The organism is Bartonella sp. LJL80, assembly GCF_054871565.1.
Genome location: NZ_JBTXLM010000011.1, coordinates 32,472 through 57,699, shown reverse-complemented (window position 1 = coordinate 57,699; position 25,228 = coordinate 32,472). Strand labels below are relative to the sequence as shown.

The window sequence follows — 25,228 nt, the reverse complement described above, 5'->3', positions numbered from 1 at the left end:
CCCCCCCCCCCCCCCCCCCCCCCCCCCCCCCCCCCCCCCCCCCCCCCCCCCCCCCCCCCCCCCCCCCCCCCCCCCCCCCCCCCCCCCCCCCCCCCCAAACCCAACCACAAGAGTAACCCGCTATTTAGTCACACAACTGCCCAATGCAATTGTCTCAAACTCAAAAATAAAAAACCAAACCGCCAAAAAGCGATTCGATCATTTACGCTTGCTTTTAACCATAAGGTCACGCAACGACATATGAGTCAAGTTAAAAAAGAGATATATTTACTATTCTCTTATAATTATTTGTTTCTTTTTCATTTATTTTAATAATAAATGAAATCTTATCTACATTGAATGTCATTAATTATCGGTTTCAATATATAATATATAACAAATATCTATATAAATATGCAATATTAAATAAAATTAAAGTATAAATAAATAATACAAATTTTATAATAAGCAATAAAATCAAAATTATATGATTAATATTTTATTTTATAAAATTATTTATTGGAATTTATGTTTTGAATTCCTAATCAAAGCATGCGATATCGTGCGCGAAAATGTGAGCGTTTCAATGGCGCTCCACGGTTGCATCAAGCGGTCGAAATCTGGCATAGTTTTCAAGCTATTTTATCATATTGTTGCCTGTGTCCATCATGCATGGCCATGGGCTTCTAAAACAAGAAAGTACAATTTCATGAAGCTCTTCATCTCTGCCGATATCGAAGGTGTCGCCGGTGTTGTTACAAGCCAGCAATGTACCCCGGGAAATACCGAATATGAACGCGCCCGGCGCTTGATGACTGAAGAGGTGAATGCCGCCATTCTCGGTGCATTTGAGGCTGGTGCAAGCGAGGTGGTCGTCAATGATTCCCATGGCCCCATGGTCAATCTTTTGCCCGAACTTTTGCACCCTGAAGCCGAATTGATCCTTGGTAAACCCAAACCACAAAATATGGCTGCGGGCTTGAATGAGGGGTTTGACCTCCTCTTCCTAACCGGCCATCATGGCGGGGCAAGCCTGAACGGTGTTCTTGCCCATACCACCAACGGGAAAGCTTTCCGCGCCATCTATCTTGGCGATCACCGTCTGGGCGAGCCGGGTATCTATGGGGCCTATGCAGGCGAGCTGGGAATTTCCGTTGGTCTTGTTACCGGTGATGACTGCACAAAAGAGCAAAACCTACCGCTTTTTCCGCAAGCGGAATTTGCTGTGGTCAAACACGCCTTGGGTAATCGCGCGGCACGTTCGCTTTCACCGATAAAAGCGCGAGAGCTCATTCAAAAAGCAGCTTTTCAGGCAGTTAAACGCCGTAGCGAGATCAAGCCCTTTGTCCTCACCACACCTTTTCTGGCACAATTTGTTGTTTCGATACCTGCACTGGCAGATCAGGCTATGCATTTGCCGCCTGCCAAACGCATTGATGCCGTCACTGTAGGGTTTGAATGTGAAACAGTCCGGGATGCAATTGGCTGGATGTCTGCACTTTCCGCACTTTCATTCTCGGTTTTATAGGATAGCAAAACGCTTTCCCGTTTTACCTTACAACATGAACAGCGAGCGACAAAACTTGTCGCTTGCAATCATATTCGGGAGCCTCTTTACGACAGCAAACATGGCTGAAAGGCTAGGGTCAGGACCTATTAATTTGACTGATATGGCACAATAACAGCAAAAAGATGCGCGAAGGAAAGCGAAAGCCAAGTTGTATGCTTAGGTATGAGCTTTTCTATCATGCAGATTGAAGCTGTTTTTGTGTCCCTTCGGAATATGGTCAATTTTGCTGATAATTTTGTCGAAGCCCCTTGAAAATATTCATATTTCCTGCGGCTCTTCTCCTCGTTCTCAACAAAATTTTCTCATACCATTTCGTTCAAATAAATAGGTCCTGACCCTAGGACAATTCCCGAAAAGTTTGACGCCGTTTTTCATCGGGTCATGGTTTCACTCTAATTCTGTGTTTTTTCGTCTTTTTCCTCACCTAAAAGTCTATCAGCTTCTGTTGGCAATGCTCTGACGAACCCTTTTTACATCCTATCAGGATTGGAACTGTTTTTCCCTTAAGGTAAAACACACTATTCGCTTTTGAAAATAGATTTCGTTCTCTAGAGCAGAGTCACTTGAGTGAGGTCATGGGTCTGCTCTCATCCATTGTTTTTACGCGGTTCTTATCCTAAAACCGGTTTCCACTTTTTGGGAACCGCTCGACTAGAGTAAACCTTCTTTTTTTGGGGGCATGGATTTGCTCCAGATTTTTTATTTGTCGCATTGTCCAACGAAAAAGCCGATTCAACTTTTTCTGGAAATGCTCTAGTGCCAAGTTCTGCAACGGTGGTGCTGTTATCCGTTTGCGCTCAGACATCAGTCGTATGAGCCTGTTGCTTGCAACGTGTTATTTTCTTTTTTTTGAAGGATAGTCACAACACGAAATAGCGGTTTCCGGGGGAAAAAAGCCATAGATACCCCCTACCCCATGGGGTCATCTCTTTTGAGACAACACACCATGAAGCAGGGGCATCCATAGCCATGGGACAAAACCCATAAGTCCCGTATCAAAAGGGGGACAAAGCCAGAGCGCCTTTCGGCTAACCCGTCCTCTGTTTCTGACAGCACCGGAGGACTTTCGATACCCGCGCTTGCAGTTTAACGTCAGCAGGGAGTTGCACCCTGTCACTGCGGGGATAGGCCATAAAGCATTTTACGCATTTTGTCAATAAATTTACGTAAAAAGCGTAATTCAATAGATCGCCGTATGGATTTCGCCGTCCTGCCCCATCCATGCACGGTACATACCTTCACTATTGAAAGGCAGGCAAACCTCACCTTTCGCATTGACCGCGATCAAGCCGCCGGAGCCGCCTATCTGTCCCAGTTCGACTACGACAGCTTCAGCGGCCTGTTTCAAGCCCTGCCCGCCCCAGCGGATACGCGCATCAATCTCGTGCGCCGCGGCATAACGGATAAAGTACTCGCCATGGCCTGTTGCCGACACAGCGCAGCTTGCATCGTCCGCCCATGTTCCCGCACCAATAACCGGGCTATCTCCTACCCGCCCCGGTGTCTTGGCGGTCATGCCACCCGTTGAGGTTGCTGCTGCAACATGTCCAAAGCAATCGCATGCGACGGCACCCACAGTGCCATGACGGCGTGCAGGATCATCATCAGCACCGCCATTTCGGCGACGCTCCAACTCTTTGTCCAGTGCATCAAGGCGCCGTTGTGTTGCAAACCATTCTGCCGGCTTGATTTCCAAACCTGCAGCGGCGCAAAAGGCAGCTGCACCCGCACCGGTCAGCATGACGTGCTCTGTCTGCTCCATCACTGCACGCGCGGCCAAGACCGGATGGCGGGGGCCAAAGATACCGGCAACCGCGCCGGCCCGCCTGTCGAGCCCATCCATGATGGCGGCATCCATTTCCTGTGTGCGATCAGATGTATAAACAGCACCGCGGCCGGCATTGAAAAGGGGATCATCCTCCAAAGCCATCACTGAAGCGGTAACCGCATCAAGTGCTGTCCCGTTGGCAAGAAGAACGGCCTTGCCGGCTTCAAGTGCCTGAGCGAGTCCGTGGTGATAATCTTTTTCAATGTCAGCGGTCATGTCGCTGGCACGGATTGTCCCCGCACCACCATGAATGGCAATAACCGGTTTTGTGGTGACATGTTGCGGCATCGGGTATCCTTTCAGATAATTCTTTTTCATTTCAATTGACGATACGCTATCGCCTATAGCGAAATGCAGTGATCGGTTTTCGTGGTAAAACAGAGGGTTAATGCGTGTTGTCTGAATTCAATTCAATGCGACACGCATCAGGTGATTTTTAAGATTTCAACTTCGGATCCAAAGCATCGCGCAAACCGTCGCCAAAAACGTTGAAAGCCAGAACAGTCACGAAAATAGCAATGCCGGGAAAAAGCGTCAGGTGGTCTGCAACACCCATATAGCTGCGTCCTGCTGAAAGCATCGCCCCCCATTCAGAACTTGGGGGTTGAGCACCAAGACCGATGAATGACAGACTGGCAGCCGTTAAAATCGACGTTCCAATACGCATGGAAAAATAGACAATGACATTCGGCAACGTGCCGGGGAGCAAATGGCGCAGCATGATCCAGCGATCGGACACACCGATGGCGCGGGCAGCATCGACATAGACTGCCGTTTTCATGGAAAGCGTTGTACCGCGTGCCAAACGCGCGAATACGGGAATGGAAAACACCGCCACGGCATAGATGACATTGTCAATGCCCGGCCCCAATATAGCGATGACAGCGATTGCCAGAAGTATACCGGGAAACGCAAAAAGCACATCGCTGATGCGCATGATGAGCGAGTCCAGAAAACCGCCGTAATAGCCCGCAAGAATACCCAGAACCACACCAATCACCCCGCCAAGCGATACGGATAAGAAACCGACAGCAAGCGATATGCGGCCGCCATAGATGATGCGGGTAAAAATATCGCGCCCATATTCGTCTGTGCCAGCCCAATGTAGAGACGAAGGCCCCTGCAAAATCGCATTATAATCGGCACTGGTTGGATCAAGTGTTAAAAAGAACGGTGCAAAGACCGCCGAACCAATAAGCAGGAGAAGAAAAACAAGCGCTACAATGGCGGCTTTTTGACGGATAAACCGACGCAGAAATTCTCCAAGCGGCTTGCGTGTTGCCTCGGCGACAATCGTTTCATTTGAGGTAAGGTCGCTCATGAATAACGGATCTCCGGATTTGCGAAAGCATAAAGAACATCGACAAGAAGATTGATCAGAATGAACTCAAGCGAGAACAAAAGAATAAGCGCCTGTAAAACAGGATAATCACGGTATGATACCGAGTCGATGAGAAGTCTGCCTAATCCCGGCCATGAAAACACGGTTTCAACCACGATCGAGCCGCCCAACAAAAATCCGAATTGTAAGCCCACCATGGTGATCACCGGTATCAATGCATTACGCAAGGTATGTTTCCATGTCACCAGCCGCTCCGGCACACCTTTGGCGCGCGCGGTACGCACATAGTCCTCACGCGAGATTTCAATAAATGCCGAGCGGGAAAAGCGCGCCATCACTGCAGCAACCCCTACTCCCAATGTGAAAGATGGCATGATAAAATGCGTCCAGCTGCCATAGCCGCCGGTCGGCAACCAGCCAAGCCTGACTGAAAACAGGTTGATCAACAGCAAGCCAAGCCAGAACACCGGGAAAGAAATGCCTGACACCGCAACGATCATACCGGTATAATCCTGCCATCGGCCGCGTCGGACAGCGGAAAATACACCAATCAACAGTCCCAATATTGTGGACCATAGCATTGCAAAAAGCGTGAGCCATACGGTCGGCATGAAGCGTTCGCCGATTTCGGAAGATACCGGTTTGCGGCTTTTGAGCGATTCACCGAAATCCCCCTGCACCGCATTGGTGACAAAGGTCACATATTGCGTCCACACCGGTTTATCCAGCCCCAGTTGCGTGCGCATGGCCTCGACAGTTTCGGCGTCGGCATCAATGCCTGCTGCCAGTCGTGCCGGATCCCCCGGCAACAGCCTAACGAAACCGAACACAATCAGTGATATGACAAAAATCACCGGCAGAATGGATATCAGACGTTTGGTAATATAAGCAAACATGGATTAATCCTGAATGATTGAAGGGCAATGGCGGCATCTGCGCCATTGCCTGCACAGCGATGAGAGCAAATCTTCTTCGTGCTGAACTATCGATCTGCTCTAACTCTTTATTTTGTCGCAATTCTTATCCGAAAACCGTTTCACACTTTTCGGGAATTGCTCTAGTCAGAAAACTTCGCGTCTTCCAGGACAAAACCACCATCGGGAAGCATGTAGACACCGCTCAGCGTTTTGCGCTTGGCCGACAGATTGTCTTTTTGGCCCAAGAATATCCATGGTGCCTGTTCAAAAACAATCTTCTGAACTTTTGCATAGAGTGCACCACGTTTGGCATCATCGGCAGTCTTCAAACCATCCGACAAAGCCTGATCGACCTCATCATTCTTATAGTAAGCCACATTGAACATATTGGGGGGAAAACTGCTGCTGGCCAAAAGCGGACGAAGGCCATAATCGCCATCGCCGGTCGAAGCCGACCAGCCGCCAAATTGCATTTGCACGGTTGAATCTGCCGGCGTTTTTGCGCCCCATACACGGTCGGCCTCAACCCCTGCCTCAAGCGGTGTCACCGAAACCTTGACGTTGACCTTGGCAAGTTCCTGCTGCATGAATTGCAAACCGCGAATGACCATCGTGCTGTTTTTGCCAAACATCTCTGTTTCGAAACCGTTTGGATAACCGGCTTCCTTCAAAAGTTGTTTGGCTTTTTCGGGGTTGTATTCATATTGCCCGACATTGGTGTAGAATTTCAACAAGGGCGGTATGGCCGATGTGGCCGGCTGGCAAAAGCCGTTCAAAACCACTTTACAGAATGCTTCCTTGTTTACCGCATAGTTCAACGCCTGGCGGACACGCACATCGTCAAACGGCTTTTTCATATTATTCATGGCAATATAATATTCGATGATGGATGGCTCGGTCACGACATCCAAGGTCGGCATTTTTTGTGCAATTGCCACGAGTTCAGACGGAAAATCGGGTACATACTGGATTTCATTGGCCTGCAACATGGCAAAACGCGCGGCGCTTTCCGGAACCGAGCGGATAACGACTCCGTCGACAGCAGGCCTTCCCTTCCAATAATCGTCATTACGCGTCACTTCCAGTGTATCACCACTCCAGCTTTTGAAAACAAAAGCTCCGGTACCAACAGGATGACGATCAATGTCCTTGCCGTATTTTTCCAGCGCGGCAGGCGAGATCATCATGGTGCCGGGATGGGCAAGCGAAGATGCAAAAGCGCCATAGGGTTCTTTCAAAACGGCCTTCACCGTATAATCATCGACAATCTCAACGTGATCAAGCATTGATACCAATACACGTCGCGATAGTTTGTTATCGGGATTGGCAAGACGTTCCAGATTGATTTTTACGGCTTCCGCATTAAAATCCGTACCATCGTGGAATTTGACGCCCTTGCGCAGATAGAAGGTAAATTCTTTTGCGTCCGCCGATGCCTCAAAGCGTTCGGCCAGAAGCGGCTGCACTTTGAGATCTTTGTCAAACCCCAAAAGTCCCTGATAAACCAGACGCAAAGACGTCATGGTCAAAGTGTCGTTGATATTGGTCGGGTCAAGCTTGGTTAAATTGACCGGTACACCGACCGTCAGTGTTTCTGCCCATGACAAAGCCGGCACCAGCATTGACGCCGACACAATACCCGCAGTCAGAAATTTCTTCAGTTTCGTCATCGTTCCACTCCTTTTTTCATTGTATCAATTCCGGCAGGGCAATCGTGCTGCTCTGCCATTATTCATCTGCAAATTTTGCATGTTCCAATACAAAACCACCATCAGGCAGCATATAGACGCCGCTCAACTTTTTATTGCTGACCGAGATGTTCTGCTTTTGGCCCAAGAATATCCAAGGCGCCTGTTCAAAAACAATCTTTTGCACTTTGGCGTAGAGTTCTGCCCGCTTGGCGTCGTCGGCTGTTTTCAAACCATCGGACAGCGCCTGATCAACTTCATCATTCTTGAAATAGGCGGTGTTATACATATTGGGCGGAAAGCTGGCACTTGCCAAAAGCGGACGAAGGCCATAATCGCCATCACCGGTGGAGGCTGACCAACCGCTATAAAGCATCTGGACGGTTGATTCTTCCGGCGTTTTGGCACCCCAAACGCGATCAGCTTCGACACCTGCCTCTAGTGGTGTTACCGTGACCTTGACATTAACCTTGGCCAATTCCTGCTGTAGAAACTGCATGCCACGAATGACAGTCGTACTATTGCGTGAGAATATCTCCGTTTCAAAGCCGTTTGGATATCCGGCTTCGGTCAAAAGCTGTTTGGCTTTTTCAGGATTATATTCATATTGCCCGACATTGGTGTAGAATTTCAGTAAAGGTGGAATGGGCGATGTTGCCACCTCGCAGAAACCATTCAATACAACCTTGCAATAGGCTTCCTTGTTGACGGCATAATTCAAAGCCTGACGCACACGGATGTCATCAAAAGGTTTCTTCATATTATTCAACGATGTATAATATTCATAGATAGATGGCGTAATAACCACATCGAGTGTTGGTATTTTCTGCGCTACCTGAACAAGCTCTGAAGGAAAATCCGGTACATATTGCAGCTCTCCCGCTTGCAACATGGCGAAGCGTGCACCGCTTTCAGGAACGGAGCGGATGACAATACCTTCAACAGCCGGCTTTTCGCCCCAATAGGCATCATTCCGTTTGACTTCCAGCGTATCGCCGCTCCAGCGCGTAAACACAAAGGGGCCTGTCCCCACCGGATGACGATCAATATCTTTGCCATATTTCTCAATCGCGGCAGGAGAAATCATCATCGTACCGGGATGCGCCAAGGAAGATGCAAAAGCACCATAAGGCTCTTTCAGGACCGCTTTAACTGTATAATCATCGATGACCTCGACATGATCGAGCATCGAGATAAGCACGCGGCGTGATAGTTTGTTATCCGGATTGGCCAAGCGTTCAAGATTATATTTTACCGCGGCTGCGTTGAAATCGCTTCCATCGTGAAATTTGACGCCCTTGCGCAGAAAAAAGGTAAACTCTTTGGCATCCGCAGATGCCTCGAACCGTTCCGCCAGCAGCGGCTGCACTTTGAGATCCTTATCAAAGCCCAAAAGCCCCTGATAGATGGTGCGCAGTGACGTCATTGTCAGCGTGTCGTTGATATTGGTCGGATCAAGCTTGGTCAGGTTGAATTCTACACCGACAGTCAAAGGCTTCGCATTTGCCCATAGCGGCATCAGAGCCGCCGCTGAGACCAGTCCCGCAGCCAAAAATTTTCTTAAACGCATGGTCTTCCCTCTCTTCAAGTTAATTAAAAATGCCGACCTTGTGGCGCGCGACGTAGTGGTCGGCTCCAACTGCGACAAGTGGTTCCACGACGGGCTCATCTCCTGGCACACGCACCGGACTGGGCACTTCACCCTCTATCAACGGCCGCTCCTTGAAACGTCTTTCAGGGTCTGCAATTGGCACAGCCGACAACAAACGCTTGGTATAAGGGTGTTGCGGATTGTTGAAGACAGATTGTCGGTCGCCAATCTCGACAATCTGGCCGAGATACATGACCGCGACACGATGGCTGATGCGTTCAACAACGGCCATATCATGGCTTATGAACAGATAGGACAGACCACGCTTTCGCTGCAAATCCATCAACAGATTGACGATTTGTGCCTGAATGGAAACATCCAGCGCCGCCACCGCTTCATCCGCGATCAACAATTCAGGCGCACATGCCAAGGCGCGCGCTATACAAAGGCGCTGACGCTGACCGCCGGAAAACTCATGAGGATAGCGGCGGGCAACGTTGCCGGGCATACCGACATCATGCAAAAGCTCACGAACCCGTTCATCGACCTTGTTTTCTGGAACGACTTTGTGGGTGATAAGTGGTTCTGCAATTGAAAATCCTACGGTCAAGCGCGGATCAAGGGATGCAAAGGGGTCTTGAAAAACATATTGGATTTTTTGGCGAATTTTCTGGCGCGCCTGCCGGTCCATTTGCAAAATATCCTGCCCATGCAAGCAAACCTTGCCGCCAAGCGGTGTCGCCAATTGCATGATGGTACGACCGACAGTCGATTTTCCGCATCCGCTTTCCCCGACCAATGCAAGGGTCTCTCCGGCCTTGAGCGCGAAACTGACCTGTTCGGCAGCGTGGACACGACCCGTTACCTTACCAAAGAAATTCTTTTTCACGTCATAGCGGGTCACAAGCTTATCGACGGCCAGCACCGGCGCACCTTCTTCAACGGTGTCCTGTTCTTCGGTTTTCTGGCTTTCCTCTCCGACGGCTTTTATCTCGAAGGGACGCGGCAATTTTTCGCCGGACAATGCCCCCAATTGCGGCACGGCCGCCAAGAGCGCCTGCGTGTAAGGCTGTTGCGGGTTTTTGAAAATATCGACCGCCTGACCTTCTTCGATCTTGTCGCCACGGCGCATCACCAAGACGCGGTCGGCAATCTCCGCCACGACACCCATATCGTGGGTGATGAAAACCACCCCCATATTCATCTCGTCCTGCAACATGCGTATCAAGCGCAAAATCTGTGCCTGTATCGTTACATCAAGCGCGGTCGTGGGTTCATCGGCGATCAAAAGCTGTGGGCGACACGCCAAAGCCATGGCAATCATCACCCGTTGCCGCATACCGCCAGAAAGTTGATGCGGATGACGATCCAGCAAACCCTTGGCATCGGGAATACGGACTTTTTCAAGCATCGCCAATGCTTCTGCCCTTACTTCCCTTCGGCTCCCCCCTTGGTGCAGCCTTATGGCTTCACCAATCTGGTCACCAATGGTGAAAACCGGATTAAGCGATGTCATCGGTTCCTGAAAAATCATCGCGATATCTTTGCCGCGAATGCTGTTCATTTCGGGCAGCGACAATTTTGTCAAATCGGTTATACCGGCCGGGCGGTTGAGCAGAACCTGACCATCGGCAATTTTGCCACCACCAAATTCAATCAACCGCATGATCGCAAGCGAGGTCACGGACTTTCCCGAACCACTTTCACCCACGATTGCTAGCGTTTCGCCTGCCCCTACTGTAAAATCAAGCGAATTGACCGCACGGAATGCGCCATCTTCGGTTTTGAAATCGACACTCAGGCCGGAGACCTGTAAAAGTGGTACAACCATATCAATGTCCCATTATTTTTATCATATGACGTCCGTTCCCGACGTTATTGTTCCGCGATAGAGGTGAGGCATAACATTCTGCGTATATCCCGTTTCATCAACAAAACCGGCTTTTTGGGAAAGAAGATAGGACGCGATCACTTCAAAGACTGCGACAATACCACATGTTGATGAATGGAGCACAGGGTGCTCTGTCGGTGCGTAGAAAGTCATGTCTGCCAAAGCTGCCAAAGGCGACGATGGTGCATCTGTGACGGCGACGACGCGGCTTCCAGCTTTCTTGAATTTCTCGGCAAGATCAAGCGTAAATTGGGTATAGCGGGGGACTGCTATTGCCAGCAAAGTATCATTTTCATTCAGATATTGGGTTCTACGGATCATCGTCTCCATACCGCCCTGCCCGTCCAGAATGATTTGGCTTGCACAAAAGGGAAAAAGAAGATGAGCAGAGATATTTGCATAAAAGGCGCTCATGCCGAAACCGGCAAAAAAGCATCGCCGCGACGAGCGGATAAGCGTTGCTGTCTCCTCCAGAAGATCGCTGTTTATGAAGCGTTTGCTGGCTTCAATATTGCCGATGACAGCGTCAAGTGTTCCATCTATCGAAATATGCGAAGCGTTGCCGGTTTCAAACTTTCCGAGGTTTTTTATCGGCGCCAAGAGATGCTGCAAGCCCTCAACGGCAAAACTTCGAAAATCACTATATCCCTCAAACCCCAGACTGCGGACAAAACGGTTGACAGTAGCAACCGAAACATGGGTCGCTGCGGCCAGTTCTTCTATTCCCATTGTGGCTGCGTAAATCGGGTTTTGCAGAATATAATCAGCAATCTGACAATTGGTTCGCGTCAAGCTTTTTCGATGCGCAAGCAGGATGGTTGTCAGTGATGATTTTTCCATCTATCTCCCCTTATTGATAAAAAACATATCAGTATTTTTTTAAAAAGAAATGTTTTTTTTCATCGCGCACGACATCGCTTCCAAAAAAAAGCCTATCAATGACGACACTGGCACCGCGAGCGTGTAAAAAACAGTTCCAATGGTCAGCGCACATGCTAGTGTCAGGTTTGATGGCTGTGGTTTGATCAGGCATAACGGGGAGGCAGAGTTATGAAAGCGATATATTACACGCAATTTGGTGCGCGACCGGAGATAAAAACTGTGCCGGATCCCGAACCCACACCCGATGGTGTTGTGATTGCGGTAAAAGCCACCGGCGTTTGCCGTAGCGATTGGCATGGCTGGATGGGGCATGATCCCGATATCAAACTCCCCCATGTTCCCGGACACGAATTTGCCGGCTCCGTTGTTGCCACCGGCAGGAACGTTCATCGGTTCCGCAAAGGCGAGCGTGTTACGGTACCCTTTGTTTCGGGTTGTGGCCATTGCAGCGAATGCCAATCCGGCAACCAGCAGGTTTGCCCCAACCAATTTCAACCGGGCTTCACCCATTGGGGATCATTCGCAGAATTTGTTGCTATCGATTATGCGGAAACCAACCTCGTTCATCTGCCTGACACCATTGAGTACACCACCGCAGCCAGTCTAGGCTGTCGGTTTGCAACCTCCTTCCGTGCGGTTGTGGATCAGGCGCGTGTCAAGCCGGGCGAATGGGTGGCAATCCATGGCTGTGGCGGCGTGGGCCTTTCTGCCATCATGATTGCGGCAGCCATGGGTGCATTGCCTATTGCCATAGATCTTGAAGATGACAAACTGGATTTTGCCCGCCAGTGTGGTGCCGTGGCCACAATCAACGGTCGCAAAACGCAAGATATCAGCCAAGCCGTAGGTGAAATAACCAAAGGTGGCGCACATGTATCGATTGACGCACTTGGCAACCCGACAACCTGTTTCAATTCGATCAAAAATCTCCGCCGCCGCGGCCGTCATGTGCAAGTGGGTTTGATGTTGGGTGAGCATTCCACACCGAAAATCCCCATGGCTCAGGTGATCGGTCATGAGCTGGAAATCTATGGCAGCCACGGCATGCAGGCATGGCGTTACGATGCGATGTTCGCCATGATTGAAGCGGGAAAGATTCATCCGGAAAAGCTCATCGGTGATAAAATTACTCTGGAACAGGGCATCGATGCCCTCGTCACCATGGATTCCGCCAAAACACTGGGCATGAGTGTGATTGACCGTTTTTGAAATCCATCGGATAACGGCAAGGTAGATGCCAGACAGTGATTGTGATCGGTTGGACACGGTACGATGCGATACCGCCCTCATGCGTGTCGCATTTTATCAAGTCCAGACGACACGCATTCAATCGTCATTTTATCGGGTATTTTAGAGCGGTTCCCGATTGCTGTGAATCATCAATCGGATAAGATACCGCGACAAATCAAAAGCTTGAGACGCGCCTGCCGGATAGCATCAGGTCGAAAAGCGCTCTAAACAGTCCTGCGGATACGGCTTGCAGTTTTCGCTATATGCTTCCATTCATAAGCGTATAAAGAGAGTCATAATGAGAAGCTTTCATCGTCTTGGCATCAACACCTGAAACGGCATCCGCCATCCATAATGAGCGTAGAATACTTTCTTCGGTCGCTTCAATGACAGCTTCAAACAGGGGCGATAGCTGTTCATCGGGGAAATGTGGCTTGTCGCCCAGGACATTTTGTTTTTCCAGAACCTCCCGCATGGCCTGTGCTGTGGTAAAGGCCAACGCATAATCACCTGAACCATGGCTCAGCGCGGCACCAGTACGCGCAAGCCCGCCAATGGCGCGGTTTGCAAGCCGTTTGAGCTGGCGTGCGCATAAAGGTGCATCGGTTGCAATGATCATGATGATCGAACCATCTTTATCGGCAACGCTGGTCAACCGATCCACTTCCCGGTTGGCTATGCGCAGATGCCCACCGAAATTCGACTGTACCAAAACACCGATTGTATAATTCCCGACAACGGTATCGACTTGGCGCGATGCTGTTCCAATACCGCCTTTCAGACCGAAAGCCACAGTGCCCGTTCCCGCGCCGACACCACCTTCGGCAAAAGCGCCGGTTTTCGCCGTCTGCAAAGCAATCCGCATCTCGTCAACGCTTGGACGTGCGCAACGAATATTGTTCAGGCGGGAGTCATTGGTTTCCCCGACAACAGCATTGATCGACGTGACCAAAGCGTTTCCCTCATCGTTGATAGTCCAACGGTTCAGCGCTTCTATTGCGCGCCCGGTTGCCAAAGTATTGGTCAGCAGGATGGGCGTTTCTATCACACCAAGCTCTTCAATCTGGGTAGAACCGACAAATTTCCCATATCCGTTGAAGACGCTGAAACCTGCTGGCACTTTGTTTTGATAGATATTATCACCATGCGGCAGGATGGCGGTAGCACCGGTACGAACATCCTTGCCTTCAATCAACGTCACATGCCCGACCTTGACGCCTTTAACGTCGGTTAGGGCATTGAGCGGGCCGGTCTTGTAGAGACGCGTAACATATTTTTCAGGCATAGCGTGCCGCATGATTTTAATCCCATATTCAATAGTCACGTATGAGAGCGTCGATCTGATTAGATCAGATTGACACTCTCATCCATTGTTCACACCGCGTTTTTATCCGATAGTAATGGGATAGGGCAACGATCCTGTGAAGCGTTTTCCCCGTGGATGCACTCCACACTTTTCGAAAAACGCTCCAAAATGCAAAACAAAACGGTGATTGTAAAACGGCAAAAGAGTTCGGGATGCGCACTATATCCGCAATCTTGGCGACATCCGTATGCAGTTGTCTGATTATGCATGGATAAGCTTCAACGCCATATCGTCGTAGACACCTTCAACTGCATCATCAGGCTTGCGGTCGCACACCAGATAATCAATGTCCTTCAAGGCAGCTACCGTAAATGTACCCTGTTTTTTGAATTTTGAATGATCGGCCAAAACTATGGTCTTTTCCGAATGTGTGATCATCGCCCGGGCGATTTCGGCCTCCTGCAAATCAAAATCACTGACGGTTCCATTGCTGACAGCGCCGACAGTCAACACAGCATAACGGGCATGGAATTTTCCGATCTGCTCGATCGTCAACATACCGACATTCTCATTATTGTCTCGATTGTAGCAGCCGCCCAACATAAACACCTCGTGGTGGGGATTGGCACTGACGATCTTGGCAATCGTATTGGAATTGGTGATGATGGTCAGTTTTGGCAAATCGGCCAGAACTTCGGCAAAAACAGTGGTGGTACTGCCGGTATCGATAAACAAAGTATCGCCGGGTTTGAAAATAGCGGCGGCCAAAGTGCAAAGCTTTCGCTTTTCCTGCACATTTTCACCCATACGGGCGGCAAAAGATCCCTCAATACCCGACTGATAGGGTGACAATTCTGCACGCGCACCACCGTGGAATTTCTTCACCAATCCCTGCTGGTCAAGATCAGACAGATCCCGCCGGATCGTTTCTTTCGAGACACCCAGCTTCTCAGCAAGATCATCAACACTGACTTCACCAGCTGCCCGAACGAGCACAACGATCTTTTCGTGTCTGTGATTACGTGCCAAGATCAATTTCCTTTATGTTACCCTTTCGCCATACCCCCAGACACACATGCTGACAAGTCCGATGGCAAATGGCAACCACGTTTCTTACATGTGTTTTACTCATGAAGCCCATTTTTCAACCCGACAAGACTTTACTTAACAAAAAAAAATATATACCGTTCAGTCATAAATTGACCGAATGGTAATTTCGGTACGGAGGTTTTTCAGATTATGTCGGCATATGACTTTGAAACGCGCGCCCATGCGGTGGACGTTGTTATTATAGGCGGCGGGGTTGTCGGATGCGCTGTCGCCCGCAAAATGACGCTTGCCGGAATGCGCACGGTTTTGATGGAAAAAGGCGCCGATATCCTTTCCGGCGCTTCAAAGGCCAATAGTGCGATCCTGCATACCGGCTTTGACGCGCCACCCGGAAGCCTTGAATTGGAATTGGTCAAGGCGGGTCGGCAGGAATATCTTGAAATCAAGGAAAGCCTGGATCTTTCGATCGTCAAAACCGGTGCATTGGTTTGCGCGTGGAACCAGCATGAAGCCGATAAATTGCCCGACATCTATAAAAAAGGCATTGAAAACGGCGTCAATGAGCTTGAACTGCTGGACGCAAAATCTGCCCGTGCGCTGCAACCCCACCTGTCAGAAAAACTTTGCGGCGCACTGCATGTCATCGGTGAAAACATTATTGACCCTTGGACAGCGCCGCTGGCTTATCTGACACAGGCTGTCAAAGCAGGTGCTAAATTTCTGCGCAACACCGAATTGCTCAATGGCACATACGACCAAGGGCTATGGAAGTTGGAAACCAACCAAGGCACCTATTATGCGCGTGCGGTAATCAACGCCGCCGGCCTTTACGGCGATATTGTCGATGAACGACTGGGGTTTGCCCGCGAATTTACGATCAAGCCGCGCAAGGGCCAGTTCATCGTTCTCGACAAAGCTGCGGCACAATTTGTAACCAGCGTTATTTTGCCGGTACCAACGGAAATTACCAAAGGTATTGTGGTTTGTCCCACTGCTTTCGGCAATGTGCTTGTCGGGCCGACAGCGGAAGAACAGGACGACCGCAACCGCGCAACTGTGGTGCATGACACATTGGAGATGCTCAAGCATAAGGGTGCCGAGATTGTACCGCAGCTTGCCAATATCGACATAACCGCGGTTTATGCCGGCTTGCGGCCTGGCAGCGATGACAAGGCCTATCGTGTTTTTGCGCGCCCCGAAAAGCCTTGCATTACCTTGGGCGGAATCCGCTCGACAGGATTAAGCGCATCACTGGGTTTGGCGCAGCACGCATTGAAATTGCTGACAGGCTTTGGCGGCTTTGAACAAAAACCCGTCGATGCGCCGACATTGAAAATGCCGAACCTGACAGAAGTTTATGAACGGGATTGGCAACGTGACAACCACGGTGAAATTGTCTGCCATTGTGAAATGGTGACCAAACGTGAAATAGAAGCCACCTTCAACACACCGGTACCACCGGGCGACTTTGGCGGCTTGAAGCGTCGCACCCGCGCCTGCATGGGGCGTTGCCAGAGTTTTTATTGCAATGCGCAAGTGGCCGACATTATCGGCGACCGCTTTGCCGCATCCTTGACCGTTTCTACCGGGGGCAAATCATGAGTGAAACAGCACAAAAAACAGTTGTTGGCGATGTTATCATCATCGGCGGCGGCCCGGCAGGAGTAGCGGCAGCTTTGGAGTTGCGCAAACGCGGCATTGAACATGTTATCCTGCTGGAACGTGAAAAAGAACTTGGTGGCGCGACACGCCATTGCAGCCATTCACCCTTTGGAATGCACGAGTTTAAACGCGTCTATTTCGGCGCGCAATATGGCAAAAAGCTTCAGCAGGAAGTTGACAAAAGTGGCATCGATGTGCGGTTTGGTCATTCCGTTGTTTCGCTGGGCGATGACGCAACCCTGAAGGTAAGCTCCCATAAGGGATTAGAGGATTTTGCGGCAAAACGCATTATCGTGGCGACGGGAAACCGCGAAACCCCGCGTTCGGCGCGCATGGTGACCGGTGACCGGCCAATCGGCATCCTTAACACCGGCGCTTTGCAATCCTATGTGGCTTTCTACCATGAAATGCCGTTTAAAAAGCCGCTGATTGTGGGAACAGAACTTGTTTCCTTCTCGGCTGTCCTTACCTGTATCAGCCATGGTGCGCGCCCGGTAGCAATGTTGGAGCGGTCGGCCTCTACGACAGCATGGGCGGCCTGCGGAGCATTTCCAAGGCTCGTTGGTGTGCCACTTTATCATCAGGCAGAAATTATCGACATCAAAGGCAAGCCGCGCGTGGAAACGGTGACGGTCGATATTGCCGGCGAGAAAAAACAATTCGATTGTGACGGCGTTTTATTCACTGGCGAATTCCGACCGGAATCATCCTTGTTTTTGCGCTCGCCCATGGGGATTGCGCAAGGCAGCCAAGGGCCCGTAACCGATCAGGATGGGCGCTGTCTCAACCCGCTTTATTTTGCAGCGGGCAATGTCCTGCGCGGTGTGGAAACTGGCGGCTGGGCCTTTCGGGAAGGCCGACAGATCGGGGCAAATGTTGCCGCAGACCTGAAATATGCGCCAAAAAATGCAGACCTTGTCAAAGTTGAATTCAGCGACCCGATCAAACTGGTCGTGCCTTCGGTTTTACGCCGCAATGTTGCTATGCAAGCGGACAATGCATTCCAATTGCGCTTTACCCGCCGCATAAAAGGCAGGCTTTCGCTGCTTGTCGATGGAAAATCCATGTGGAATAAAAGCGGCCAATGGCTGCCGGAGCGCAGAATCTTGTTGCCAATCGTGCCCGATGCCCTCAAGGCTTCGCGCATTCAATTGATTTTCGAGGAGGACGAAAAGTGAGGATAGCATCAATAGATCAAGGAACGACTTCCACCCGCTGTCTGGTGGTGGATGATGGCGGAGATTGGCACGTTGCCGGTGCTATCCGCCACAAACAGTATCTGCCGCAGCCGGGCTTTGTGGAACATGATGCTGAAGAGCTTCTAGCCAACATATGCAGCGTTTTGGAAAAAGCCGGCAAGGTCGATGCCATTGCATTGGCCAATCAGGGCGAAAGCTGCCTTGCATGGGATAGCCAGACCAAAGAGCCTTTAAGCCCGGTCATTGTCTGGCAGGACTCGCGAACATCGTCCTCTCTGGCGCGTCACGGACAAGATGCGATTGATGAATCGCTGCGTATTTGCGGCCTGCCGCTTGATCCTTATTTTTCGGCCAGCAAACTGGCATGGCTCATGCTGAATAACGATCGCGTTGCCGCTGCCTACAAAGCCGGCCGCTTAAGGCTCGGCACCACCGATGCCTTTTTCCTCGACAGGCTTTGCAACAATTTCGCAACCGATTGCGCCACCGCTTCACGCACCGGCTTGCTGGATCTGAAAACCCTTACATGGAGCGATGAATTATGCCGGTTCCATGGTGTTCCGATGGAATGTCTGCCTGCCATATGTTCTGTCGATGCAGGTTTTGGAACAATCAAATGCACCCCTTTGGCTGTTTCTATTGTTGACCAGCAGGCCGCACTCTACGGCCATAATTGTCGCAAGCCGGGAGATTGCAAAATAACCTTCGGCACCGGTGCATTCCTTCTCGCACTCACCGGCCATGAACGGCCGCAAACAGGAAAACTCCTGCCCACAGTGGCATGGCGCAAACGTGGCGAAGAAGCTCTGTTTGCCGTTGAAGGCGGTGTCTACGATGCTGGAGCGGCAATCGAATGGGCGCAGAAACTTGGCTTGTTCAGCGACACAAGCGAGCTTGACGGCTTTACCGGCCCTTCCGCAATCTCGCGCGGGCTTGGCTTTGTTCCCGCATTGTCCGGCCTTGCCGCTCCTTTTTGGGATCGTCAGGCCGGTGCGTTGTTCATCGGCATGGATCATGCCAGCGATAAACGCGACATGATACGTGCCATTTTGGAAGGAATTGCACTTTTAACGACAAAACTAGTTGAAGATACATCTAAAGTTGTGCCATTAAGCGACACAATATCAATCGATGGCGGCCTGTCGCAAAATGTCTACTTTGCACAGTTTCTCGCCTCGGCAAGCAACAGGACAATCGTCGTGCCCCCCATGCATGAATTAACAGCCTTCGGCCTGGCAGACCTCTGCGGCGTCACGATTTCCGATATTCGCGAAGAACCGGCCATTTATCGACCGGACGGGTCGGTCAGCATGGCAGACCATGCGCTGTTCAATTCTGCCATTGAACGCGCTGGCCATTGGCACAGCACGAAATAATAACACCGTTGAAATGGATAAGGGAACAAGACATGCAGGAAAAGAAGACCGAGAGCGCAGCCTCCCATCATGCAAGCGAGCATGATCACCTCAAACGCGACATTACGCCGTTTCAATCCTTTGCAGTAGCCTTTGGCTTTGTATCTATCGCCACAGGTATCTTCACCGCTTATGCCTCGATGCTGGCAAGTGCGGGGCCTGCCGGTATCTGGACATGGCCGGTGGTTGTTATCGGCCAATTGATGGTTGCCTTTATTCTGGGGTCGCTGGCGGCCCGAATTCCGGTTACCGGCTATGTTTATCAATGGGCTTCGCGTATTACCAATCCTGTTTTCGGCTGGGTTGCGGGCTGGATCAGCTTTATGTTTCTCGCCATTGTTTTATGTGCGGTAGACTATACGATTGCATCTGCCATTCTTCCCGTTCTCTTCAGCTATACCGGTACGCCGGTCAATGCTTGGGCAATCACCGCAGTGGTCATTATTCTGCAAGCGATTATGATTGCGTTCTCGACCCGCTTCACACAGCGCTTCAACGCCGTTGCCGTAACAATCCAGCTGGTGGGTATGATCGGCCTCATCATCCTCTTGTTTGCCGTCGGTTATGGCAAGAACGAGCTGGACTTTTCCATGCTGTTCAATAAGGGCGCGCTTGCCGAAGAAGGCTATTTCTCTTTTGGCGGCTTGACGCAGGTCGGCCCATGGATGATGGCAACATTGCTTGGTGCTTTCACTATTGTCGGCTTTGAATCCGCAGCAAATCTTGCTGAAGAAACCCGTGAACCTGCACGCGTTGTACCGAAAGCCATGTGGCAGGCTGTTCTCAGCCTCGGCATTATCGGCATGCTGTTTCTGATTGCCGTCACAGCTCTGCTTGGCAACCCGGCAGCCCTAGCCGGTTCTGATACACCGATCGCCGACGTTATTTCGCGGGTTCTCGGGCCGGTACTTGGAAAAGGCTTGCTGGTGCTGGTCGTTATTTCAATCTTCTCATGTGGCTTGGTCATCTTGCTCAGCGGTACGCGTCTTGTATGGGCAATGTCCCGCGACGAGCGTTTTCCCGGTTGGCAGATCTTTCACAAGATCAATCCTGTGCTGCATACGCCGCTCAATGCCACAATCTTTGTCGCCTTGCTGGGACAGATCATTCTGGCCATCTTCTCACAACAGACTGATGCTCTGTTTGCCTTGTTTTCGGCTGCCACATTGCTCCCTGCAATCATTTACGCCATCTCGGTCGGCATGTACGCTTTAAAGCGCAAGTCGATGCCGGAAAGCCAAGGTTTCACCTTGGGTAAATGGGAAACACCGGTTCTGGTTCTGGCCATCATCTGGCTGGTATTCGAACTGGCAATCTTCCGTGATGCCTCCTTTGCCAAACCTTGGGCCTATGTCGGTATCATGTTTGTCATCGGAATGATCTATCTTGCCTATCTGTTGATGACACGCGGTGCCAAAGGCCTGAAAATGCCTGAAATGATCGCCATTGATGCCATCCTTGACGAAGACAAGGGCGATACGATCGACACGCATTAAGCGTAAAAAAATTAGGCAACCTTTATGAATTTTTCATCGTGAAGGTTGCCGTCAACTATTTTTAAAATCGGCTTTGCGCTTTTCGACAAAGGCTGCCATGCCTTCTTTCTGATCGTGAAGGGCAAAAGCCGAATGGAACAGTCGGCGCTCAAACCTCAGCCCTTCCTGCATTGTCAACTCGTCGGCATGCAAAATGGCCTCCTTGACCATCATGGACACCGGAAGTGACATATCGGCGATAATGGCTGCTGTTTTCATTGCTTCATCCAAGAGCGTTTCAGCTGGAATAATCCGCGAAACCAGACCCGACCGTTCTGCTTCGGCAGCATCCATCAAACGGCCCGTCAGGCACATTTCCATGGCTTTCGCGCGGCCGACAAGTCTGGTTAAACGCTGTGATCCCCCCATACCGGGAATAACGCCGAGCTTGATCTCCGGTTGACCGAATTTTGCGGTTTCGTCGGCCAAAATGAAATCACACATCATCGCAAGCTCACAACCACCGCCCAAAGCATAACCCGATACGGCAGCCACCGTCGGCGTACGGATGGCGCTAAAACGTTGCCATTCAGCAAACCAATCGCTCATATACATCTCGATGAAGCTCTGGTTCTGCATTTCCTTGATATCAGCACCGGCAGCAAACGCTTTTTGCGAACCGGTGACAACAATGCAGCCAATGTCGATATTGCGATCAAATTCGTATGCAGCTGCAATAAGTTCCTGTGTCAGCTGCCGGTTGATCGCATTAAGCGCTTGCGGCCGGTTTAACTGGATAAGCCCGATTTTGCCGCGGGTTTCAACGAGAATTGTCTCATAACGCATTCGATTTTCCTTTCAGCCTATCCGGCTACCCCGTCACGCATACCATTGCGGAAAAATTTTATAATGGCAGAAAAATCTTCATGGCCAAAACCAAGTTTTTCAAACAGGTTGAAGAGCTGTGCCGCTTCAGCCCCCATCGGGGTTGCCGCTCCCGTGGCAAGCGCCGCCTGTTGTGCAAGCCGCAAGTCTTTGAGCATGAGCGACGTGGCAAATCCCGGCTGATAGTCTTTATTGGCAGGTGATGATGGAACCGGCCCCGGCACGGGACAATTTGTGGTGAGCGACCAGCATTGACCCGATGACGTCGAGGCAACATCGTAAAGCGCCTGATGCGAAAGACCGAGCTTTTCACCCAAGGCAAACGCCTCGCAGACACCTGCCATACTGATACCCAGAATCATATTATTACAGATTTTTGCGGCCTGCCCCGCACCGTCACCACCGCAATGGACAATGCGTTTTCCCATTGCTGCCAAAAGCGCTTGGCCTTTTTGAAAGGCCTGTTCTTCACCGCCCACCATAAAGGTTAGCGACGCATTGATTGCACCGATTGTACCGCCGGAAACCGGGGCATCAAGGCTCAAACAACCTTGTTTTTGTGCGCATTGATGCACATGGAGCGATGTATCAACATCGATTGTCGAGCAATCGATCAGTAACGTATCAGGCGTTATCACCGGCAGAATTTCCTGCCAGACAGCCAATACGTGTTGGCCAGCCGGCAACATGGTTATGACACATGATGCCCCGCTCACGGCATCCCGGTTGGATGGCGCTATTTCCACGCCATTTTTTTGTGCGTCGCAGCAGGACTGCTGCGAGAGATCCATGCCCTTGACATGATAGCCCGCTTTAGCCAGATTGGCAGCCATTGGCCCGCCCATATGCCCCAAACCGATAAATGCGATTGTTTCAGCCATAATCCTATCCTCCCTATAGATCGCGTGCGATAACCAGCCGCTGAATCTCGCTTGTGCCTTCATAAATCTGCGTTATGCGCACATCGCGGTAAATACGCTCAACCGGAAAATCTTTAAGGTATCCATAGCCGCCATGGATTTGGATAGCGTGGGAACACACCTTCTCGGCCATCTCGGAGGCGAACAATTTCGCCATCGAAGCCTGTGTCAGGCAAGGCAAACCCGCATCACGCAATTCAGCAGCGTGTAGCACCAAAAGCCGTGCCGCTTCGATTTGTGTTTTCATATCGGCCAGCATAAAATGAACCGCCTGATTTTTTATGATCGCTTCACCGAAAGCCTGCCTGTCCTGCGCATAGGCAAGGGCTGCTTCATAAGCAGCGCGCGCCATACCGACAGCTTGCGCGGCAATGCCGATACGCCCGCCTTCAAGATTAGATAGAGCGATCCGGTAGCCTTCACCCTCCTGCCCCAGCAGGTTTTCTGCCGGAATACGCATATTGGAAAAAGCCAATTGACAGGTGTCCGACGCATGCAGGCCCAATTTGTCTTCAACCCTCACAACTTCATAGCCCGGCGTTTCTGTCGGCACGATAAAGGCGGAAATGCCTTTTTTGCCCGCATTGCGATCGGTCACCGCAAAGACGATGATTATCTGGCCATTTTTCCCCGATGTGATGAATTGTTTGGCACCGTTGATTACATAGTCATTGCCTTGCTTCTCGGCGCGGCATTGCAGTGCCGATGCATCCGATCCTGCCTGTGGCTCCGTCAGTGCAAAGCCGCCAATCCATTCGCCGCTGGCCAATTTGGGAAGGAAAGCCGCTTTCTGCTCTGGCGTGCCGTAACGGACAATGGGCACACAGCCGACAGAAGAATGAACGCTCATAATGGTTGAACAAGCACCATCCCCTGCGGCGATCTCCTCCAGCGCCAAAGCATAAGGCAAAACACCCATTTGCGAACCGCCATAGATTTCAGGAACCAACATGCCAAGGAAACCCAGTTCACCCAATTTTTGTAGCTGTGCGCGCGGAAACTGGTGGCTTCGGTCGCGCTCGGCTGCGCCCGGCAACAACTGTTCGCGTGCAAATTGCCTCGCAACATCGCGAATTGCCAAACTTGTTTCGTCTAGGATCATATCGCCCTCCCTTGGCTTTTCTCAACCCAATCCAAACGTCAATCTACATACGTTCAAACGCCATGGCAGTCGCTTCGCCCCCACCGATGCATAACACTGCCATGCCTCTTTTCAGCTGGTATTGCTGCATGGCGGAAAGCAGGGATACGATAATCCGCGCGCCCGAAGCGCCAATCGGGTGTCCCAGTGCACAAGCCCCACCATGAACATTGACTTTATCATGTGGCAGATCGAGCACTTTCATTGCAGCCATAACGACAACGGCGAAGGCCTCGTTAATTTCAAAAAGGTCAACGCTTTCAAGCGGCCACCCCGACAATTGCGACAGCTGTTTCAGCGCGCCAATCGGTGCCGTTGGAAACAATGCCGGCCCATCGGCAAAGGTGGTGGTTGCACAAATGCGGGCAAGCGGTTGCATGCCGCGTTTTTCTGCCACCGATAATCGTGTCATCACCAATGCTGCTGCACCATCGGAAATCGAAGAGGAATTGGCCGCCGTGACCGTGCCATTGTCACGGAATGCCGGCTTCAACAGCGGTATCTTGTTGGGCTGCGCTTTAGGGGGCTGTTCGTCCGTGGTGACCGTTTGGGTTTCATTACGGATTTTGACATCAACCGGTGCTATTTCATTGGCAAACCGGCCTGCTTTTATGGCAGCATCGGCCCGCTCCAGCGAAGCAATGGCGTAAACATCCTGCGCCTGCCGGGTGAATGCAAATTGTTCTGCGCAATCTTCTGCATAAGTGCCCATGAGCCGCCCATGGTCATAGGCATCCTCCAACCCGTCAAGAAACATATGGTCAATCAACCGACCATGGCCCATGCGATAACCGCCACGGGCTTTGTCAAGAAGGTAGGGGGCTTTACTCATATTTTCCATGCCGCCCGCCACCATGAACGTATTGCTGCCCGCTACCAGCATATCATGGGCAAGCATTGCGGCTTTCATGCCAGAACCACACATCTTATTGACCGTGGTTGCACCGCACGACATTGGCAGTCCACCTGCAAAGCCGGCCTGACGTGCTGGTGCCTGCCCCTGACCGGCAGACAGGACACAGCCGAAAATGTTTTCATCAATCTCTGACGCTTTTACCTCGGCGCGCTCTAACGCTGCCGCTATGGCAACGCCACCCAGTTTGCTGGCAGCCATATCTCTAAAGGCACCTTGGAATGCCCCCATGGGTGTGCGGGCTGAACCGACAATCACAACAGGGTCTTTACTGGTCATCATATATTTCCTTGCCACACGTCTTGTCTCGTTCAAAGCGGGGGTTCCTGATAAGGACGCGATGG

General features: G+C 50.9%; 19 protein-coding genes. 6 read left to right on the top strand and 13 right to left on the bottom strand.

Annotated elements, in window-relative coordinates; all coding sequences use genetic code 11:
- Positions 1–688 precede the first annotated feature (688 nt).
- Positions 689–1,507, top strand: a complete 819-nt coding sequence (locus ACYSNS_RS13600) for a M55 family metallopeptidase (RefSeq protein WP_461722863.1) — start codon at positions 689–691, stop codon at positions 1,505–1,507.
- Positions 1,508–2,729: 1,222 nt separating this feature from the next.
- Here the strand turns inward: ACYSNS_RS13600 and ACYSNS_RS13595 are convergent.
- From ACYSNS_RS13595 to ACYSNS_RS13565, 7 genes are all read right to left on the bottom strand, one after another.
- Positions 2,730–3,665 (bottom strand): isoaspartyl peptidase/L-asparaginase family protein, encoded by a 936-nt coding sequence (locus ACYSNS_RS13595; RefSeq protein WP_461723715.1) that lies wholly within the window; start codon positions 3,663–3,665, stop codon positions 2,730–2,732.
- Between the two features lie 148 nt (positions 3,666–3,813).
- Positions 3,814–4,698 carry an ABC transporter permease subunit gene (locus tag ACYSNS_RS13590; RefSeq protein ID WP_461723714.1) on the bottom strand — a complete coding sequence of 295 codons (885 nt, stop codon included), beginning with the start codon at positions 4,696–4,698 and terminating at the stop codon, positions 3,814–3,816.
- Complete coding sequence (gsiC, locus tag ACYSNS_RS13585; protein ID WP_461723713.1) at positions 4,695–5,615, bottom strand: glutathione ABC transporter permease GsiC; 921 nt, start codon at positions 5,613–5,615, stop codon at positions 4,695–4,697. The genes ACYSNS_RS13590 and gsiC overlap by 4 nt, the downstream gene beginning before the upstream one ends.
- A gap of 161 nt (positions 5,616–5,776) precedes the next feature.
- The gene (locus ACYSNS_RS13580) at positions 5,777–7,306 is read right to left on the bottom strand and encodes a glutathione ABC transporter substrate-binding protein (protein WP_461723712.1); all 1,530 of its coding nucleotides are present in this window, start codon (positions 7,304–7,306) and stop codon (positions 5,777–5,779) included.
- Positions 7,307–7,364: 58 nt separating this feature from the next.
- The gene (locus ACYSNS_RS13575; protein WP_461723711.1) at positions 7,365–8,894 is read right to left on the bottom strand and encodes a glutathione ABC transporter substrate-binding protein; all 1,530 of its coding nucleotides are present in this window, start codon (positions 8,892–8,894) and stop codon (positions 7,365–7,367) included.
- A gap of 19 nt (positions 8,895–8,913) precedes the next feature.
- Entirely contained in the window at positions 8,914–10,746 is a 1,833-nt protein-coding gene (locus tag ACYSNS_RS13570) for an ABC transporter ATP-binding protein (RefSeq protein ID WP_461723710.1), read from the bottom strand.
- Between the two features lie 21 nt (positions 10,747–10,767).
- On the bottom strand, positions 10,768–11,646 hold the full coding sequence (locus ACYSNS_RS13565) for a MurR/RpiR family transcriptional regulator (protein ID WP_461723709.1): 879 nt from the start codon (positions 11,644–11,646) through the stop codon (positions 10,768–10,770).
- Between the two features lie 210 nt (positions 11,647–11,856).
- Here ACYSNS_RS13565 and ACYSNS_RS13560 point away from each other — a divergent pair, with 210 nt between their 5' ends.
- A complete protein-coding gene (locus tag ACYSNS_RS13560) occupies positions 11,857–12,897 on the top strand; it encodes a zinc-dependent alcohol dehydrogenase family protein (RefSeq protein ID WP_461723708.1) in 1,041 nt (346 codons plus the stop codon).
- Positions 12,898–13,177: 280 nt separating this feature from the next.
- Here the strand turns inward: ACYSNS_RS13560 and ACYSNS_RS13555 are convergent, their stop codons facing one another.
- Together ACYSNS_RS13555 and ACYSNS_RS13550 are read right to left on the bottom strand one after the other, a co-directional pair.
- Positions 13,178–14,215 carry a P1 family peptidase gene (locus tag ACYSNS_RS13555; protein WP_461723707.1) on the bottom strand — a complete coding sequence of 346 codons (1,038 nt, stop codon included), beginning with the start codon at positions 14,213–14,215 and terminating at the stop codon, positions 13,178–13,180.
- 270 nt (positions 14,216–14,485) lie between these two features.
- The gene (locus tag ACYSNS_RS13550; protein ID WP_461723706.1) at positions 14,486–15,253 is read right to left on the bottom strand and encodes a DeoR/GlpR family DNA-binding transcription regulator; all 768 of its coding nucleotides are present in this window, start codon (positions 15,251–15,253) and stop codon (positions 14,486–14,488) included.
- Between the two features lie 210 nt (positions 15,254–15,463).
- Here ACYSNS_RS13550 and ACYSNS_RS13545 point away from each other — a divergent pair, with 210 nt between their 5' ends.
- The 4 genes from ACYSNS_RS13545 to ACYSNS_RS13530 are packed head-to-tail and all read left to right on the top strand — an operon-like array spanning position 15,464 to position 21,046.
- Positions 15,464–16,876 (top strand): FAD-dependent oxidoreductase, encoded by a 1,413-nt coding sequence (locus ACYSNS_RS13545; RefSeq protein ID WP_461723705.1) that lies wholly within the window; start codon positions 15,464–15,466, stop codon positions 16,874–16,876.
- Complete coding sequence (locus tag ACYSNS_RS13540) at positions 16,873–18,114, top strand: FAD-dependent oxidoreductase (RefSeq protein WP_461723704.1); 1,242 nt, start codon at positions 16,873–16,875, stop codon at positions 18,112–18,114. The genes ACYSNS_RS13545 and ACYSNS_RS13540 overlap by 4 nt, the downstream gene beginning before the upstream one ends.
- Entirely contained in the window at positions 18,111–19,511 is a 1,401-nt protein-coding gene (locus ACYSNS_RS13535) for an FGGY family carbohydrate kinase (RefSeq protein WP_461723703.1), read from the top strand. Before ACYSNS_RS13540 ends, ACYSNS_RS13535 begins: the two co-directional genes overlap by 4 nt.
- A 32-nt stretch (positions 19,512–19,543) precedes the next feature.
- Complete coding sequence (locus tag ACYSNS_RS13530; RefSeq protein ID WP_461723702.1) at positions 19,544–21,046, top strand: amino acid permease; 1,503 nt, start codon at positions 19,544–19,546, stop codon at positions 21,044–21,046.
- A gap of 51 nt (positions 21,047–21,097) precedes the next feature.
- Here ACYSNS_RS13530 and ACYSNS_RS13525 read toward each other — a convergent pair whose 3' ends face one another.
- Genes ACYSNS_RS13525 through ACYSNS_RS13510 form a run of 4 tightly spaced genes read right to left on the bottom strand, consistent with a single transcriptional unit; the run spans position 21,098 to position 25,163 of the window.
- On the bottom strand, positions 21,098–21,871 hold the full coding sequence (locus ACYSNS_RS13525; protein WP_461723701.1) for an enoyl-CoA hydratase: 774 nt from the start codon (positions 21,869–21,871) through the stop codon (positions 21,098–21,100).
- A gap of 17 nt (positions 21,872–21,888) precedes the next feature.
- Positions 21,889–22,791, bottom strand: coding sequence for a 3-hydroxyisobutyrate dehydrogenase (mmsB, locus tag ACYSNS_RS13520; RefSeq protein WP_461723700.1), 903 nt, complete (start codon positions 22,789–22,791; stop codon positions 21,889–21,891).
- Positions 22,792–22,804: 13 nt separating this feature from the next.
- Positions 22,805–23,932 carry an acyl-CoA dehydrogenase family protein gene (locus tag ACYSNS_RS13515; RefSeq protein WP_461723699.1) on the bottom strand — a complete coding sequence of 376 codons (1,128 nt, stop codon included), beginning with the start codon at positions 23,930–23,932 and terminating at the stop codon, positions 22,805–22,807.
- 43 nt (positions 23,933–23,975) lie between these two features.
- The gene (locus ACYSNS_RS13510) at positions 23,976–25,163 is read right to left on the bottom strand and encodes an acetyl-CoA C-acyltransferase (protein ID WP_461723716.1); all 1,188 of its coding nucleotides are present in this window, start codon (positions 25,161–25,163) and stop codon (positions 23,976–23,978) included.
- Positions 25,164–25,228 lie beyond the last annotated feature (65 nt).

Bases quoted from the DNA above. Each gene is read 5' to 3' on its own strand.
- ACYSNS_RS13600 (WP_461722863.1), top strand. From the start codon at position 689: ATGAAGCTCTTCATCTCTGCCGATATCGAAGGTGTCGCCGGTGTTGTT.
- ACYSNS_RS13595 (WP_461723715.1), bottom strand. From the start codon at position 3,665: ATGCCGCAACATGTCACCACAAAACCGGTTATTGCCATTCATGGTGGT.
- ACYSNS_RS13590 (WP_461723714.1), bottom strand. From the start codon at position 4,698: ATGAGCGACCTTACCTCAAATGAAACGATTGTCGCCGAGGCAACACGC.
- gsiC (WP_461723713.1), bottom strand. From the start codon at position 5,615: ATGTTTGCTTATATTACCAAACGTCTGATATCCATTCTGCCGGTGATT.
- ACYSNS_RS13580 (WP_461723712.1), bottom strand. From the start codon at position 7,306: ATGACGAAACTGAAGAAATTTCTGACTGCGGGTATTGTGTCGGCGTCA.
- ACYSNS_RS13575 (WP_461723711.1), bottom strand. From the start codon at position 8,894: ATGCGTTTAAGAAAATTTTTGGCTGCGGGACTGGTCTCAGCGGCGGCT.
- ACYSNS_RS13570 (WP_461723710.1), bottom strand. From the start codon at position 10,746: ATGGTTGTACCACTTTTACAGGTCTCCGGCCTGAGTGTCGATTTCAAA.
- ACYSNS_RS13565 (WP_461723709.1), bottom strand. From the start codon at position 11,646: ATGGAAAAATCATCACTGACAACCATCCTGCTTGCGCATCGAAAAAGC.
- ACYSNS_RS13560 (WP_461723708.1), top strand. From the start codon at position 11,857: ATGAAAGCGATATATTACACGCAATTTGGTGCGCGACCGGAGATAAAA.
- ACYSNS_RS13555 (WP_461723707.1), bottom strand. From the start codon at position 14,215: ATGCGGCACGCTATGCCTGAAAAATATGTTACGCGTCTCTACAAGACC.
- ACYSNS_RS13545 (WP_461723705.1), top strand. From the start codon at position 15,464: ATGTCGGCATATGACTTTGAAACGCGCGCCCATGCGGTGGACGTTGTT.
- ACYSNS_RS13540 (WP_461723704.1), top strand. From the start codon at position 16,873: ATGAGTGAAACAGCACAAAAAACAGTTGTTGGCGATGTTATCATCATC.
- ACYSNS_RS13530 (WP_461723702.1), top strand. From the start codon at position 19,544: ATGCAGGAAAAGAAGACCGAGAGCGCAGCCTCCCATCATGCAAGCGAG.
- ACYSNS_RS13525 (WP_461723701.1), bottom strand. From the start codon at position 21,871: ATGCGTTATGAGACAATTCTCGTTGAAACCCGCGGCAAAATCGGGCTT.
- mmsB (WP_461723700.1), bottom strand. From the start codon at position 22,791: ATGGCTGAAACAATCGCATTTATCGGTTTGGGGCATATGGGCGGGCCA.
- ACYSNS_RS13515 (WP_461723699.1), bottom strand. From the start codon at position 23,932: ATGATCCTAGACGAAACAAGTTTGGCAATTCGCGATGTTGCGAGGCAA.
- ACYSNS_RS13510 (WP_461723716.1), bottom strand. From the start codon at position 25,163: ATGACCAGTAAAGACCCTGTTGTGATTGTCGGTTCAGCCCGCACACCC.